Consider the following 14,421-nt stretch of genomic DNA (forward strand, 5'->3'; position numbering starts at 1 on the left):
GCCTGATACTAAGGTAGCGGATAATAGCATTTTTTGATGTTTTAGCATTCAGTGTTTTTTTTGTGCATTCATGCGCTTTTACATTGGGTTGCGGCGTATTATTTGTAAAGGTGTGATCTTTCAATACGTTATATCTGAAATGTTGAATAATCACTCAATCGAATCGTCAGGAATGGTAACAATATGAAATACAAGAAGTTAGTGGCGGGCCTGGTACTGAGTGTCTGCGGTTTTAGCGCACATGCGGAACAAATTGGCTCGGTCGATACCGTTTTCAAAATGTTTGGCCCGGACCACAAAATCGTGGTTGAAGCCTTTGACGATCCCGATATCACCAACGTCACCTGCTACATCAGTCGGGCAAAAACCGGGGGCATTAAGGGGGGATTGGGGCTGGCGGAAGATACCTCTGATGCCGCGATTTCCTGCCAGCAGGTGGGCCCGATCGAACTCTCCGATAAGATCAAAAACGGGAAATCGCAGGGTGAAGTGGTATTCCAGAAACGGACTTCTTTAGTCTTTAAAAAGCTGCAGGTTGTCCGTTTCTACGACAGCAAGCGTAATGCGCTGGTGTATCTCACTTATTCCGATAAAGTGGTCGATGGTTCGCCAAAAAATGCCATTAGCGCGGTGCCGATTATGCCGTGGGGCAAATAACAAGGAACGTGTATGCAACAACCGCTGATATGGCTGGTGGAAGATGAGATAAGCATCGCGGATACGCTTATCTACATGCTCCAGCAGGAGGGATTTATCGTCAGGGCGTTTGAGCGCGGCCTGCCTGCGCTGGAAGAGGCGCGGCACTCCTTGCCTGATCTGGCTATTCTTGATGTTGGCCTGCCGGATATCAGCGGTTTTGAATTGTGCCGCCAGTTGCTGGCGCGACACGCGGCGTTGCCGGTGCTGTTTCTTACTGCCCGCAGCGATGAAGTGGACAAACTGCTGGGGCTGGAAATCGGCGCGGATGACTACGTGGCCAAGCCGTTTTCGCCGCGTGAAGTCTGCGCCCGCGTGCGCACGATCCTGCGTCGTCTGCAAAAGTTTTCTGCACCGCCTGCGCAGGTGCGTGTCGGAGATTTCCTGCTCGATGAACCCGCCGCGCAGGTGAGCTGGTGCGGCCAGCCGTTAATGCTTACGCGCTATGAGTTTCTGCTGCTGAAGACGCTGATTCTGTCGCCGGGGCGCGTGTATTCGCGCCAGCAACTGATGGATATCGTCTGGGGCGATGCGGCGGAAAGCTTCGATCGCACCGTGGATACGCATATCAAAACCCTGCGCGCTAAACTGCGCGTGATTGACCCATCACGGCAGCCTATCAATACCCATCGTGGTCTCGGCTACAGTCTGGTGAAAGCCTGATGCGCATCGGCATGCGCGTACTGCTGGGCTACTTTTTGATTGTGGCGGTGGCGGGCTGGTTTGTGTTGTCGATCTTCGTGCAGGAGATCAAACCCGGCGTGAGGCGCGCAACGGAAGGGACGCTGATTGACACCGCCACGCTGCTGGCGGCGCTGGCGCGTGACGACATGCTGGCGGGTAACCCGGCGCAGGGCAAACTGGCGCAGGCTTTTCGTCAACTGAGCACGCAGCCGTTCCGCGCCAATATCAGCGGTATCCATAAAGTTCGCAATGAGTATCACGTCTACATGACCGATGCGCAAGGGCGAGTGGTCTTTGACTCGGCCAACATTGCCGTCGGGCAGGACTACTCTCGCTGGAATGACGTTTGGCTCACGCTGCGTGGGGAATACGGCGCGCGCAGCACTGCGCAGGATCCCCGCGATCCTGAAAGTACGGTGATGTACGTCGCCGCGCCGATTGTTGATAAGGGTAAGATCATCGGCGTACTCAGCGTTGGCAAACCTAACGCCGCCATCGCGCCGGTGATTAAGCGTAGCGAGCGTCGCATGCTGTGGGCGGCAGGCGCGCTGCTGGGCATTGCGCTGCTGATTGGCGGCGGCGTGATTCTGTGGATCAACCGCTCTATCGGTAAGCTGGTGCACTATGCCGACTCGGTCACGCATGAACAACCGGTTCCGTTACCGGAACTGGGCAGCAGTGAGCTGCGTAAGCTGGCACAGGCGCTGGAAAGTATGCGCCTGAAGCTGGAAGGCAAAAATTATATCGAGCAGTACGTTTATGCCCTCACGCACGAGCTTAAAAGCCCGTTGGCGGCGATTCGCGGTGCGGCGGAGATCTTACGCGAAGGGCCGCCGCCGGAGGTTGTGGCGCGCTTTACAGACAATATTCTTCAGCAGAATGCACGCATGCAGGTGCTGGTGGAAACGTTGTTGCGCCAGGCTCGGCTGGAGAATCGCCAGGAGATTACGCTCATGCCGGTGTCTGTAGCGACGTTATTCAACCAGCTACAGGAATCACGTAGCGTCACGTTGGCGGCGAAACAAATTGCGCTGCATGTCGAACCGACTACCCTGAGCGTGGCGGCGGATGAAGCCCTGCTGATGCAGGCGATGGGCAATCTGCTGGATAACGCTATCGATTTTACGCCGGAGCAGGGGAGTATCACCCTTAGCGTCGATGCGCAGGGCGATAGCGTGGTGCTGAGCGTTATCGACAGTGGCAGCGGTATTCCTGATTTTGCTCTGTCGCGCATCTTCGAGCGTTTTTATTCGCTGCCGCGCGCCAGTGGTCACAAAAGCAGCGGCCTGGGGCTGGCATTTGTCAGCGAAGTCGCGCGCCTGCATCACGGCGACGCCCGATTACATAACCGCGAGCAGGGCGGTGTGGAAGCTACGCTCACACTTCACCGGCACTTCACATAACTTCAAATTCACCGCACATAGCCCACTTACTCTGCTGCCATAGCAAAGGAGAAGGTTATGTCGAAATCAAAATCACCGCTGGTTGTAAAAATTGTTACCCTCATTGGCACGATGCTGTTGCTGTTAATCCCGCTGATGGTTATCAGGGGATTGATTGTTGAGCGTGCCGATTACCGTGGCGAAGTGGAAGAGGCGATTAGCCGGAGCACCAGCGGCCCGCAGAAGTTGGTCGGGCCGCTGATCGCGATTCCGGTGACGGAAATGTATACCACGCTGGAAAATAACCACGAAGTCTCACAAAAGCGCACGTTTATTCATTTCTGGCTGCCGGAGTCGTTAATGGTTGAGGGCAATCAGAACGTCGAACCGCGTAAAGTGGGCATATATGAAGGGCAGGTGTGGAAAACGGACGTCAACATTAAGGCCGAGTTTGATACTTCGCGGCTGGAGAGTCTCAATCACGCCAATATTACATTAGGGAAACCGTTTATGGTGATGGCTGTAGGTGATACGCGTGGCATTGGCGTGGTGAATGCACCAGGCCTGGACGGAACGCCGTTGCAGGTTGAGCCCGGCACCGGAATTGCCGGGGAGCCGCAGGGGCTGCATGTTAAGTTGCCGGATTTCCCGTTCACACCGAAGAAATTTAACCTCGACTTCTCGCTGGTTCTGAGTGGCACGGGCAATTTTTCTGTCGTTCCTCTTGGGCGGAACAGCGAACTGGTGCTTAATAGCAACTGGCCGCATCCGAACTTTATCGGCGATTTCCTGCCCGTGAAACGGGAAGTCAGCCCCACCGGTTTTCAGGCGCGTTGGCAAAGCAGCTGGTTTGCCAATAATCTGGGGGAGCAGTTCGCCGATGCCGACAAATTTGCCTCACCGGATCTCCCTTCGTTTAACGTTGCCGTCGCAACGCCCGCCGATCACTATCAACTGACCGATCGTGCCACCAAATATGCGCTTTTGCTGATTGCCCTGACCTTTACGGCCTTCTTCGTCTTTGAAATGCTTACCGGGCGGCGCATGCATCCAATACAGTATCTGCTGGTAGGACTGTCGCTGGTGATGTTCTACTTTTTGCTGCTGGCGTTGTCGGAGCACATCGGCTTTACCACGGCATGGGTAGCCGCGAGCCTGGTTGGTGCGTTAATGAACGGTGTCTATTTGCAGGCGGTGTTGAAAAGCTGGCGTAGCAGCCTGTTATTTACGCTGGCGTTGCTGGTTCTTGATGGTGTGATGTGGGCGCTGTTGCGTTCAGAGGAAATTTCGTTGCTGCTGGGAACGGGCGTACTGCTGATGGCATTGTGCGGCGTGATGTTCCTGACGCGCAATCTGGACTGGTACGCGCTGGGGTCGCCAAAAGCGGCAGGGCTGCGGGAGAGTGATGAGCTGCGAATCTGGAAATAAGCCTTTGCAGGCCCGGTAAGCGAAGCATCACCAGGCTGCTTCTGGATAACCCACAAAAACGAAAACGGCGCTTAACGCGCCGTTTTTAATTATTCCTGCAGTTCGCCGCAGAAGCGGTAACCTTCACCATGAATGGTGGCAATGATTTCCGGCGTGTCCGGCGTAGATTCGAAATGCTTACGAATACGACGAATGGTCACGTCAACGGTACGGTCATGCGGCTTCAGCTCGCGACCGGTCATTTTCTTCAGCAGTTCAGCACGAGACTGAATTTTGCCAGGGTTTTCGCAGAAGTGCAGCATCGCGCGGAATTCGCTACGCGGCAGCTTATACTGCTCGCCGTTAGGGCTCACCAGAGAACGGCTGTTGATGTCCAGTTCCCAACCGTTGAACTTGTAGCTTTCCACGCTGCGACGTTCCTCGCTAACGGTACCCAGGTTCATGGTACGAGAAAGCAGGTTACGTGCACGGATGGTCAGTTCACGCGGGTTGAACGGTTTAGTGATGTAATCGTCAGCACCGATTTCCAGGCCGAGGATTTTGTCGACTTCATTGTCGCGCCCGGTCAGGAACATCAGCGCTACGTTTGCTTGCTCGCGCAGTTCGCGTGCCAGCAGAAGGCCGTTTTTCCCTGGCAGGTTGATATCCATGATCACCAGGTTGATATCATTTTCAGAGAGGATCTGATGCATTTCCGCGCCATCGGTCGCTTCGAAAACATCGTAGCCTTCTGCTTCGAAAATACTTTTTAACGTGTTGCGTGTTACCAACTCGTCTTCAACGATAAGAATGTGCGGGGTCTGCATGTTTGCTACCTAAATTGCCAACTAAATCGAAACAGGAAGTACAAAAGTCCCTGACCTGCCTGATGCATGTCGTAAATTAACATCACCGGCGTAACATGACTAAAGTACGTAATTGCGTTCTTGATGCACTTTCCATCAACGTCAACAACATCATTAGCTTGGTCGTGGGTACTTTCCCTCTGGACCCGACAGTGTCAAAAACGGTTGTCATCCTAACCATTTTAACAGCAACATAACAGGCTAAGAGGGGCCAGACAGCCAATAAACCTACGCTTCGTTGACATATATCAAGTTCAATTGTAGCACGTTAACAGTTTGGTGAAATCATCGCTGCTAAATGCTAACGCTTATCACATTTTTTCCACAACTCAATTAGTTGCGTAGATTAACTGATAAAGGCGTTGAATCCAATGATGATGATCTAAAAGGCACGAAAATAGTATTTATAAACATGAGGATATATAAGCTCTGTTAACATTAAAATACATAGTTTCCATCATGAATAGTTTAGTATCTTTTATATGTTATGAAACATCATTTCAGTGATTTTTGTTGCAATTATGTAAATTCGCGCTGCGCAATATGTTGAACTACATCACATTTTTGCCGCATCACCCGTCAGAAAGAGAACTTTAAATGCGCTTATCGATAGTGCTGGTTTCACCAGCAAGAGCTGAAAATATCGGCGCCGCCGCAAGAGCCATGAAAACCATGGGGTTTAGCGACCTGCGCATCGTGGATAGCGAGGCCCACCTTGAGCCCGCAACCCGCTGGGTCGCACATGGATCTGGCGATATCATTGATAATATCACCTGCTACTCCACTCTTGCCGATGCGCTGCATGATGTTGATTTTACTGTCGCTACGACCGCGCGTAGCCGGGCAAAGTTCCATTACTACGCCACGCCGCAGGAACTTTTGCCGATGCTTGCGGAAAAAGCGCAGTGGATGGGACACGCCGCGCTGGTGTTTGGCCGCGAAGATTCCGGGCTGACCAACGATGAACTGGCGCTGGCTGACGTGTTGACTGGCGTGCCGATGGTAGCCGATTACCCATCGCTCAACCTCGGCCAGGCGGTGATGGTGTACTGTTATCAGCTCTCTTCTCTGTTGCAGCATGCGCCGCAACCGGTCGTCACCGGGGGGGAAAACCAGCTGCAGGCATTACGTGCGAGAATCACCGCGCTGCTGTCTCAACTTGAGGTCGCCGATGATGTAAAACTGGCTGACTGGCTGCAGCAGCGGATCGGCTTACTTGAACAGCGCGATACGGCAATGTTGCATCGTTTGCTGCACGATATTGAAAAAAAACTCACAGAGTAAAATCCTGTTAGTTTTTTGTTTTTTAGCGTGACGGTCTATATTGTTGCGGAAGTGTTGGGCTATAAAGTTAGAAATTCCCGCCTCAATGGCGGGATGTGAAGTGGTTGCGAAACGTGACGAACTTAAAAATTCGTTGACTTAAGCGGTCAGATACTTTAACCAATATAGATACAGCGCACAGACAGCGTAAAAATAACAGAGCACACAACATCCATGATTCGCATCAGCATGATTATCACCATGACAACCACCACTATTACCACAGGTAACGGTGCGGGCTGACGCGTACAGGAAACACAGAAAAAAGCCCGCACCTAAACAGTGCGGGCTTTTTTTTCGACCAAAGGTAACGAGGTAACAACCATGCGAGTCTTGAAGTTCGGCGGTACATCAGTGGCAAATGCAGAGCGTTTTCTGCGTGTTGCCGATATCCTGGAGAGTAATGCCAGACAGGGGCAGGTTGCGACCGTGCTCTCTGCCCCGGCGAAAATCACTAACCACCTGGTGGCGATGATTGAGAAAACCATCGGCGGGGTGGATGCCCTCTCCAATATCGACGATGCCGAACGCATTTTTTCCGAACTTCTTCAGGGGCTTGCTGCGGCCCAGCCAGGATTCCCGCTGGCTGAACTGAAACAAACGGTCGACAGCGAATTTGCCCAAATCAAACATATTCTGCATGGTATCAGCCTGCTGGGTCAGTGCCCGGATGGCGTTAACGCCGGGCTCATTTGCCGGGGCGAGAAACTCTCTATCGCCATCATGGCGGGGCTGCTGCGTGCTCGCGGCCACAACGTGACGGTTATCGATCCGGTCGAAAAGCTGCTGGCGACCGGCCATTACCTTGAATCTACCGTGGATATCGCCGAATCCACTCGTCGCATTGCGGCAAGTCAAATCCCATCTGACCACATGATCCTGATGGCCGGGTTCACCGCAGGTAATGAGAAGGGGGAACTGGTTGTACTGGGGCGTAATGGCTCCGATTATTCGGCTGCCGTACTCGCTGCCTGTCTGCGTGCCGACTGTTGTGAGATCTGGACTGATGTCGACGGCGTGTATACCTGCGACCCGAGACAGGTACCCGACGCTCGCCTGCTGAAGAGTATGTCGTATCAGGAGGCCATGGAGCTCTCCTACTTCGGCGCGAAAGTCCTTCACCCCCGTACCATTGCCCCCATCGCTCAATTCCAGATCCCTTGTCTGATTAAAAACACCGGAAACCCACAAGCGCCAGGTACACTCATTGGTGGCAGCAGTAGCGAAGATGATTTGCCGGTGAAAGGGATCTCTAACCTCAATAACATGGCGATGTTCAGCGTCTCCGGCCCGGGTATGAAGGGCATGGTGGGCATGGCGGCGCGCGTGTTCGCGACCATGTCGCGTGCGGGCATCTCCGTGGTTCTTATCACCCAATCCTCCTCCGAATACAGCATCAGTTTCTGTGTGCCGCAAAGCGACTGTGCGCGGGCGAAGAAAGCGATGGAAGATGAATTCTACCTGGAACTGAAAGAAGGGCTACTGGAGCCGCTGGCGATCATGGAACGGCTGGCGATTATCTCCGTGGTTGGTGATGGAATGCGCACCCTGCGTGGGATCTCGGCGAAGTTCTTTGCCGCGCTGGCGCGTGCCAATATCAACATTGTGGCGATTGCTCAGGGCTCGTCTGAGCGCTCTATTTCTGTGGTGGTCAGCAACGATGACGCGACAACCGGCGTTCGCGTTACGCACCAGATGCTGTTCAACACCGATCAGGTGATTGAAGTGTTTGTGGTGGGCGTCGGCGGCGTCGGCGGGGCGCTGCTGGAACAGATCAAGCGCCAGCAGGCGTGGCTGAAAAATAAACATATCGACCTGCGTGTGTGCGGCGTGGCGAATTCAAAAGCGCTGCTCACCAGTGTGCACGGCCTGAATCTTGAAAACTGGCAAGCGGAACTGGCGGAAGCAAAAGAGCCGTTTAACCTTGGCCGCCTGATTCGCCTGGTGAAAGAGTACCACTTGCTTAACCCGGTGATTGTTGACTGTACCTCCAGCCAGGCTGTTGCCGATCAGTATGCTGACTTCCTGCGCGAAGGCTTCCACGTGGTCACGCCGAACAAAAAGGCGAACACCTCGTCGATGGATTACTATCACCAGTTGCGTCACGCGGCGGAGAAATCGCGCCGCAAATTCCTCTATGACACTAACGTCGGCGCGGGCCTGCCGGTGATTGAAAACCTGCAAAACCTGCTTAATGCGGGTGATGAGCTGCAACGCTTCTCAGGCATTCTTTCCGGCTCCCTGTCGTTTATCTTCGGCAAGCTGGACGAAGGCATGAGTTTCTCTGAAGCGACGAAAGTGGCGCGTGAAATGGGTTATACCGAACCGGACCCGCGCGATGACCTCTCAGGGATGGACGTGGCGCGTAAACTACTTATTTTAGCCCGCGAAACCGGACGTAGCCTTGAATTGAGTGATATGGTGGTGGAGTCGGTGCTGCCAGAAAGCTTTGATGCTTCAGGCGACACCGAAAGCTTTATGGCCCGCCTGCCGCAGCTCGACGACGTGTTTTCCGCCCGCGTGGCGAAAGCGCGTGATGAAGGCAAAGTGCTGCGCTACGTCGGTAACATCGATGAAGACGGCGTGTGTCGCGTGAAGATTGACGCTGTTGATGGCAACGATCCGCTCTATAAAGTCAAAAACGGCGAGAACGCGCTGGCGTTTTACAGCCACTATTATCAACCGCTGCCGCTGGTGCTACGCGGCTACGGTGCGGGGAACGACGTCACGGCCGCCGGGGTGTTCGCTGACCTGTTACGTACCCTGTCATGGAAGTTAGGAGTTTAAGATGGTCAAAGTATATGCCCCGGCTTCCAGTGCCAACATGAGCGTCGGGTTCGATGTATTAGGCGCGGCGGTGACGCCTGTCGATGGAAGCCTGTTGGGTGATAACGTGTCGGTAGACGCGGCGGAAAGCTTCAGCCTGCGTAATGTCGGACGCTTTGCCGATAAATTACCGACTGAGCCAAAAGAGAATATTGTTTATCAGTGCTGGGAACGTTACTGCCAGGAAATCGGGAAAACCGTTCCGGTGGCGATGACGCTCGAAAAAAACATGCCGATTGGCTCCGGGCTGGGTTCCAGCGCCTGTTCCGTAGTGGCAGCGCTGGTAGCGCTGAATGAATTTTGCGGCAAGCCGCTGGACGAAACCCGCATGCTGGCTCTGATGGGCGAGATGGAAGGGCGCATCTCCGGCAGCGTGCACTACGACAACGTTGCGCCGTGCTATCTGGGCGGCATGCAGTTGATGATTGAAGAGAACGGCATCATCAGCCAGCAGGTTCCGGGGTTTGATGAATGGTTGTGGGTGCTGGCGTATCCCGGCATCAAAGTGTCGACGGCGGAAGCGCGGGCGATTTTGCCAGCCCAGTATCGCCGTCAGGACTGTATTGCGCATGGCCGCCATCTGGCCGGCTTTATTCATGCCTGTTATTCCCGTCAGCCTTTGCTGGCGGCGAAATTGATGAAAGATGTGATTGCCGAACCGTATCGCACTAAGCTGCTGCCAGGCTTTAGCCAGGCACGTCAGGCGGTGGCGGAAATTGGTGCACTCGCTTGCGGTATTTCCGGTTCCGGGCCGACCTTGTTCGCCCTGTGTGATAAGCCGGACACGGCGCAGCGCGTGGCCGACTGGCTGGGCAAACATTATCTGCAAAATCAGGAAGGCTTCGTTCATATTTGCCGGCTGGACACGGCGGGCGCACGAGTAGTGGGATAACCGATGAAACTCTATAACTTAAAAGATCACAACGAGCAGGTCAGCTTCGCGCAGGCCATCACCCAGGGCCTGGGCAAGAATCAGGGGCTGTTTTTCCCGCACGACCTGCCGGAGTTCAACCTCACCGAGGTGGATGAGATGCTGGAAATGGACTTCGTGCCGCGCAGCGCGAAAATCCTCTCCGCGTTCATCGGCGATGAAATCCCTCAGGAGCTGCTGGAAGAGCGCGTTCGCGCCGCTTTTGCTTTCCCGGCACCCGTAAGCCAGGTGCAGGAAGATGTTGGTTGTCTGGAGCTGTTCCATGGCCCGACCCTGGCATTCAAAGACTTTGGCGGTCGCTTTATGGCGCAGATGCTGACCCATATCAGCGGCGACAAACCGGTCACCATCCTGACGGCGACGTCTGGTGATACCGGCGCGGCGGTGGCTCACGCGTTTTATGGCCTGCCGAACGTACGCGTGGTTATCCTTTACCCGCGTGGCAAAATCAGCCCGTTGCAGGAAAAACTGTTCTGTACCTTGGGTGGCAACATTGAAACAGTCGCAATCGACGGCGATTTTGATGCCTGCCAGGCGCTGGTGAAACAGGCATTTGATGACGAAGAACTGAAAGCGGCGCTGGGGCTTAACTCGGCTAACTCGATCAACATCAGCCGCCTGCTGGCGCAGATTTGCTACTACTTTGAAGCCGTGGCGCAACTGCCGCAGGAAGCCCGTAACCAACTGGTGGTCTCGGTGCCAAGCGGTAACTTCGGTGACCTGACCGCAGGCCTGCTGGCGAAATCCCTTGGCCTGCCGGTGAAACGCTTTATCGCCGCCACTAACGTCAATGACACCGTACCGCGCTTCCTGCAACAGGGCGAGTGGGCGCCGAAAGCGACGCAGGCGACGCTGTCTAACGCCATGGACGTCAGCCAGCCGAACAACTGGCCACGTGTGGAAGAGTTGTTCCGCCGTAAAATCTGGCGTCTGAACGAGCTGGGTTACGCCGCAGTGGATGATGAAACCACCAAAGCCACCATGCGCGAACTGCGCGACCTGGGGTATCTGTCTGAACCTCACGCGGCGGTGGCTTACCGCGCGCTGCGCGATCAGCTCAACCCAGGCGAATATGGTCTGTTCCTCGGCACGGCGCATCCGGCGAAGTTTAAAGAGAGTGTGGAAGAGATTCTGCAGGAAACGCTGCCGCTGCCGAAAGCGCTGGCAGACCGCGCCGACCTGCCGCTGCTCTCCCACAATCTGCCGGCGGATTTCGCCGCGCTGCGCCAGTTGATGATGAGCAAGGCGTAATCTGCAGGTGTCCTCTCCTGATTGCCCGTGAAGCGGGCAATTATGGAGAGAATGTGGAAGGAAAAAGCAGGAAAAACGCAGAAATTACCAATAGATGCGGGCGATCGCAGAATAGGATTGCGGAGAATAACAACCGTCGTCCTATAAGGTTATTCTTATCGCATGGCCCAAAAGGCGAATGATGAATGAGGAATTACCTATGTCGAAGTTGAAACCTGTGATCCTTGCACTCTCTATGATGCTGGCGGCTCCGGCGATGGTTCATGCAGCAGAAATCACCCTGGTGCCTTCCGTGAAGCTCCAGATTGGCGACCGTGATAATAACGGTAATTACTGGGATGGCGCCCACTGGCGCGACCGCGATTACTGGAATAACCACTATGAGTGGCGCGATAATCGCTGGCATGCGCATAAGCCACCAAAGCCGCATCATGATAATCGTGATAAGAACAAACATTACGATAAACATGGCGGCCCCGGTAATCACGGTGGTAAAAATGATTATCGCCCTGGTCAGGGGAACGGGCATCGTTAACATTGTTACGGCGCGGTATTTACCGCGCCGTTTTGTTTATGCCTGCTCGTGACGTTTGAACACCAGCTCATCCGGAGCGGATGACGTCTCGTCAAAGAAATACCCTTCGCTATTAAACGTCGACAGCTGTTCTGGCTTCGTCAGGCGATTCTCAATAATAAAGCGACTCATCAACCCGCGCGCTTTCTTGGCATAGAAGCTAATGACTTTGAACTTGCCGTTTTTCTCATCGAGGAAGACCGGCTTGATGATGCGGCCCTTCAGCGCCTTCGGTTTAACGGATTTGAAATACTCATCGGATGCCAGGTTCACGACGATGTCATCGCCTTGTGCTGCCAGCGCCGCGTTCAGTTTCTCCGTGATGATGTCGCCCCAGAACTGGTAGAGATCTTTGCCGCGTGCGTTTTCCAGACGGATACCCATTTCAAGGCGGTAAGGCTGCATTAAGTCCAGCGGGCGCAAAACGCCGTACAGGCCCGAAAGCATGCGCAGATGCTGCTGGGCAAAGTCGAAATCCGCCTCGCTAAACGTTTCCGCCTGCAAGCCTGTGTAGACGTCGCCCTTAAAGGCCAGAATCGCCTGACGGGCGTTGTCCGGGGTGAAATCAGGCTGCCAGTCGTGGAAGCGGGTCGCGTTGAGATCCGCCAGCTTGTCACTAATGCCCATCAACTTTTTGATTTGCGGCGCGGAAAGTTTCCGCGCTTCGCGAATCAGCTGTTGAGAGTGATCCAGCAGCTCGGGCTGGGTGTAGCGAGTGGTCGCCAGCTCGCTTTGATAATCGAGCGTCTTCGCGGGGGAGATCAGAATCAGCATATCCAGTCCTTACTAAAAATTTCACTCAACTTTAACAAAAAAAGCGGGTGAGCGGATCGATTGCTGTGATTGCCGCGCTATTCACGCGGCGGTTCATCCCACGCGCCAGGGGCCAGTTGCTGTTCGATATCGGGATAATAACGGGCATTAAACACCGGGCGAACGCCCAGTTTACGCTGGCGCAGGTAGTCGCGGGCGATGATGCGTACCACCGGTGAGAGCAGTAACAGGGCGGTCAGGTTAGTGATTGCCATTAGCGCCATAATGATATCCGCGAGTTGCCATACCACCGGCAGGCTGAGCAAACTGCCCACCAATACCATTGCCAGGGTAATCATACGCAGAATCCAGATACTTACACGATTATGCAGGTTCAAAAAGGCTAAATTATTTTTTGCATACAGGTAGTTGGCGGTGATTGAGGTTAATGCGAACAGCGTCATAATGAACGCGACAAAGCCAGCGCCCCAGCTTCCTACCAGCACGTTCATCGACTGCTGAATCAGATGAATTCCGCTATGTGTGACAATCTCAGTATCATGCCCTGACAGCAGAACCACCATTGCGCTGGCGGTGCAGATAATAATGGTATCGATGAATACGCCAATCATTTGCACAATACCTTGTGCAGCCGGATGAGGAGGCCAGGAGGCTGCCGCGGCAGCAATATTAGGGGTGGAGCCCATCCCGGCTTCGTTGGAAAACATGCCACGTTGAAAACCGTTGGTTAACGCCTGACTCACCGTGTAACCGACCGCCCCGGCTCCCGCTTCCTGCCAGCCAAACGCGCTGCGAATGATCATTTCAATAATGGCCGGGATTTCAACGATATGCCAAAGACTAATAAGCAGACTGGCACAAACCCAGAGGAGCGCCATGACCGGGGCGAGCCATTGCATGACGCGTGCGAGTTGCCGCAAACTGCGGGTAATTAACACTAATATGACCAGCCCACCAACGATGCCACTGAGCAGTTTCGGCGTATCAAAGGCAAACTCCAGGGCGCGCGCCATCGAGTTTGCCTGTACCGTGTTGAAAATCAGGCCATAGGCGAGCAGCAGGAAAACGGAAAACACGACGCCCATCCAGCGCATTCCCAGACCGCGCGCCATATACCATGCGGGGCCACCGCGAAAATGGCCGTTGGTATCTTTCTCTTTATAAAGCTGTGCCAGCGACGACTCCGCAAAGCTGCTCGCCATCCCGACGAAGGCCGATACCCACATCCAGAATACAGCGCCCGGGCCGCCGACGGTGATGGCAATCGCAACACCGGCAAGATTTCCGCTACCCACTCGTGCGGCAAGGCTGACGCACAGTACCTGGAAAGAGGTGAGCCCGCCTGCCTGGGGCGTCAGACTCCCAAGCAGGCTGCGCCAAAATTTGCGTATATAGCGAAACTGGACGTAACCGGTACGCCAGGTAAACCAGACTCCGCATCCGAGGAGCAGGTAAATCATCACGGAACCCCAAAGGATTTCGCCGATAAAAGATAGGAAATCAGGCATTAAACGTCCTCTTGTTTATGCCGAAACAGGGGCTCGATGTGCAAAATAACCGCGAAAAGCACGATTCGATTCAGCCCGTGTAAGCGTTACCAATTAAAGGGCAAACCGTTGCCAGCCCTGAATGTTGAATGAATCAGTTTATCATACTCTGCCCTCTTGGGGCTCCGGCAGTTGCGCTCAAAGTGGGGCGTGATATCAT

The 14,421-nt window shown here is 54.2% G+C and carries 13 protein-coding genes and 1 other annotated feature; of the genes, 10 read left to right on the forward strand and 3 right to left on the reverse strand.

The genetic code is table 11. The features are described 5' to 3' along the window. Positions 1-183: 183 nt before the first annotated feature. From creA to creD, 4 genes are read left to right on the forward strand one after another with little or no spacing between them, the layout of a single operon-like run. Positions 184-657, forward strand: a complete 474-nt coding sequence (creA, locus tag DBY68_RS08395; RefSeq protein WP_015966008.1) for a protein CreA — start codon at positions 184-186, stop codon at positions 655-657. 12 nt (positions 658-669) lie between these two features. Beyond that, the gene (gene creB, locus DBY68_RS08400; protein WP_108475468.1) at positions 670-1,359 is read left to right on the forward strand and encodes a two-component system response regulator CreB; all 690 of its coding nucleotides are present in this window, start codon (positions 670-672) and stop codon (positions 1,357-1,359) included. After that, the gene (gene creC / locus DBY68_RS08405) at positions 1,359-2,783 is read left to right on the forward strand and encodes a two-component system sensor histidine kinase CreC (RefSeq protein WP_108475469.1); all 1,425 of its coding nucleotides are present in this window, start codon (positions 1,359-1,361) and stop codon (positions 2,781-2,783) included. The genes creB and creC overlap by 1 nt, the downstream gene beginning before the upstream one ends. A gap of 57 nt (positions 2,784-2,840) precedes the next feature. Beyond that, on the forward strand, positions 2,841-4,190 hold the full coding sequence (creD, locus tag DBY68_RS08410) for a cell envelope integrity protein CreD (RefSeq protein ID WP_108475470.1): 1,350 nt from the start codon (positions 2,841-2,843) through the stop codon (positions 4,188-4,190). Between the two features lie 89 nt (positions 4,191-4,279). On the opposite strand, the gene arcA is transcribed toward creD, so the two are convergent. Next, entirely contained in the window at positions 4,280-4,996 is a 717-nt protein-coding gene (gene arcA, locus DBY68_RS08415; protein WP_015966004.1) for a two-component system response regulator ArcA, read from the reverse strand. Between the two features lie 95 nt (positions 4,997-5,091). Between arcA and yjjY the strand changes: the two genes are divergently transcribed. The 6 genes from yjjY to DBY68_RS08455 all read left to right on the forward strand — a co-directional run bounded on the left by yjjY (position 5,092) and on the right by DBY68_RS08455 (position 11,901). Next, on the forward strand, positions 5,092-5,232 hold the full coding sequence (gene yjjY / locus DBY68_RS08420; protein WP_001622273.1) for a protein YjjY: 141 nt from the start codon (positions 5,092-5,094) through the stop codon (positions 5,230-5,232). A 400-nt stretch (positions 5,233-5,632) separates the two neighbouring features. Next, positions 5,633-6,319, forward strand: a complete 687-nt coding sequence (locus DBY68_RS08430; RefSeq protein WP_108475471.1) for a tRNA/rRNA methyltransferase — start codon at positions 5,633-5,635, stop codon at positions 6,317-6,319. A gap of 220 nt (positions 6,320-6,539) precedes the next feature. Beyond that, positions 6,540-6,657: a sequence feature (Thr leader region), on the forward strand. Positions 6,658-6,682: 25 nt separating this feature from the next. Then, positions 6,683-9,145 carry a bifunctional aspartate kinase/homoserine dehydrogenase I gene (gene thrA, locus DBY68_RS08440; protein WP_108475472.1) on the forward strand — a complete coding sequence of 821 codons (2,463 nt, stop codon included), beginning with the start codon at positions 6,683-6,685 and terminating at the stop codon, positions 9,143-9,145. A 1-nt stretch (position 9,146) separates the two neighbouring features. Further along, a complete protein-coding gene (gene thrB / locus DBY68_RS08445; protein WP_015966001.1) occupies positions 9,147-10,076 on the forward strand; it encodes a homoserine kinase in 930 nt (309 codons plus the stop codon). A gap of 3 nt (positions 10,077-10,079) precedes the next feature. Further along, a complete protein-coding gene (thrC, locus tag DBY68_RS08450; protein ID WP_108475473.1) occupies positions 10,080-11,366 on the forward strand; it encodes a threonine synthase in 1,287 nt (428 codons plus the stop codon). Positions 11,367-11,565: 199 nt separating this feature from the next. After that, positions 11,566-11,901: a DUF2502 domain-containing protein gene (locus DBY68_RS08455; RefSeq protein WP_108475474.1), complete on the forward strand. Its 336-nt coding sequence runs from the start codon at positions 11,566-11,568 to the stop codon at positions 11,899-11,901. 36 nt (positions 11,902-11,937) lie between these two features. Here the strand turns inward: DBY68_RS08455 and yaaA are convergent, their stop codons facing one another. Together yaaA and DBY68_RS08465 are read right to left on the reverse strand one after the other, a co-directional pair. Next, positions 11,938-12,714, reverse strand: coding sequence for a peroxide stress protein YaaA (gene yaaA / locus DBY68_RS08460; protein WP_108475475.1), 777 nt, complete (start codon positions 12,712-12,714; stop codon positions 11,938-11,940). 77 nt (positions 12,715-12,791) lie between these two features. Beyond that, on the reverse strand, positions 12,792-14,222 hold the full coding sequence (locus DBY68_RS08465; RefSeq protein WP_108475476.1) for a sodium:alanine symporter family protein: 1,431 nt from the start codon (positions 14,220-14,222) through the stop codon (positions 12,792-12,794). Positions 14,223-14,421 lie beyond the last annotated feature (199 nt).

The organism is Pseudocitrobacter sp. RIT415, assembly GCF_003057695.2.
In the GTDB taxonomy this organism is placed as follows: domain Bacteria; phylum Pseudomonadota; class Gammaproteobacteria; order Enterobacterales; family Enterobacteriaceae; genus Pseudocitrobacter; species Pseudocitrobacter faecalis.

What these genes read in the sequence shown, in the direction of transcription:
- creA (WP_015966008.1), top strand. Translation starts at nt 184, where the DNA reads ATGAAATACAAGAAGTTAGTGGCGGGCCTGGTACTGAGTGTCTGCGGT.
- creB (WP_108475468.1), top strand. Translation starts at nt 670, where the DNA reads ATGCAACAACCGCTGATATGGCTGGTGGAAGATGAGATAAGCATCGCG.
- creC (WP_108475469.1), top strand. Translation starts at nt 1,359, where the DNA reads ATGCGCATCGGCATGCGCGTACTGCTGGGCTACTTTTTGATTGTGGCG.
- creD (WP_108475470.1), top strand. Translation starts at nt 2,841, where the DNA reads ATGTCGAAATCAAAATCACCGCTGGTTGTAAAAATTGTTACCCTCATT.
- arcA (WP_015966004.1), bottom strand. Translation starts at nt 4,996, where the DNA reads ATGCAGACCCCGCACATTCTTATCGTTGAAGACGAGTTGGTAACACGC.
- yjjY (WP_001622273.1), top strand. Translation starts at nt 5,092, where the DNA reads ATGACTAAAGTACGTAATTGCGTTCTTGATGCACTTTCCATCAACGTC.
- DBY68_RS08430 (WP_108475471.1), top strand. Translation starts at nt 5,633, where the DNA reads ATGCGCTTATCGATAGTGCTGGTTTCACCAGCAAGAGCTGAAAATATC.
- thrA (WP_108475472.1), top strand. Translation starts at nt 6,683, where the DNA reads ATGCGAGTCTTGAAGTTCGGCGGTACATCAGTGGCAAATGCAGAGCGT.
- thrB (WP_015966001.1), top strand. Translation starts at nt 9,147, where the DNA reads ATGGTCAAAGTATATGCCCCGGCTTCCAGTGCCAACATGAGCGTCGGG.
- thrC (WP_108475473.1), top strand. Translation starts at nt 10,080, where the DNA reads ATGAAACTCTATAACTTAAAAGATCACAACGAGCAGGTCAGCTTCGCG.
- DBY68_RS08455 (WP_108475474.1), top strand. Translation starts at nt 11,566, where the DNA reads ATGTCGAAGTTGAAACCTGTGATCCTTGCACTCTCTATGATGCTGGCG.
- yaaA (WP_108475475.1), bottom strand. Translation starts at nt 12,714, where the DNA reads ATGCTGATTCTGATCTCCCCCGCGAAGACGCTCGATTATCAAAGCGAG.
- DBY68_RS08465 (WP_108475476.1), bottom strand. Translation starts at nt 14,222, where the DNA reads ATGCCTGATTTCCTATCTTTTATCGGCGAAATCCTTTGGGGTTCCGTG.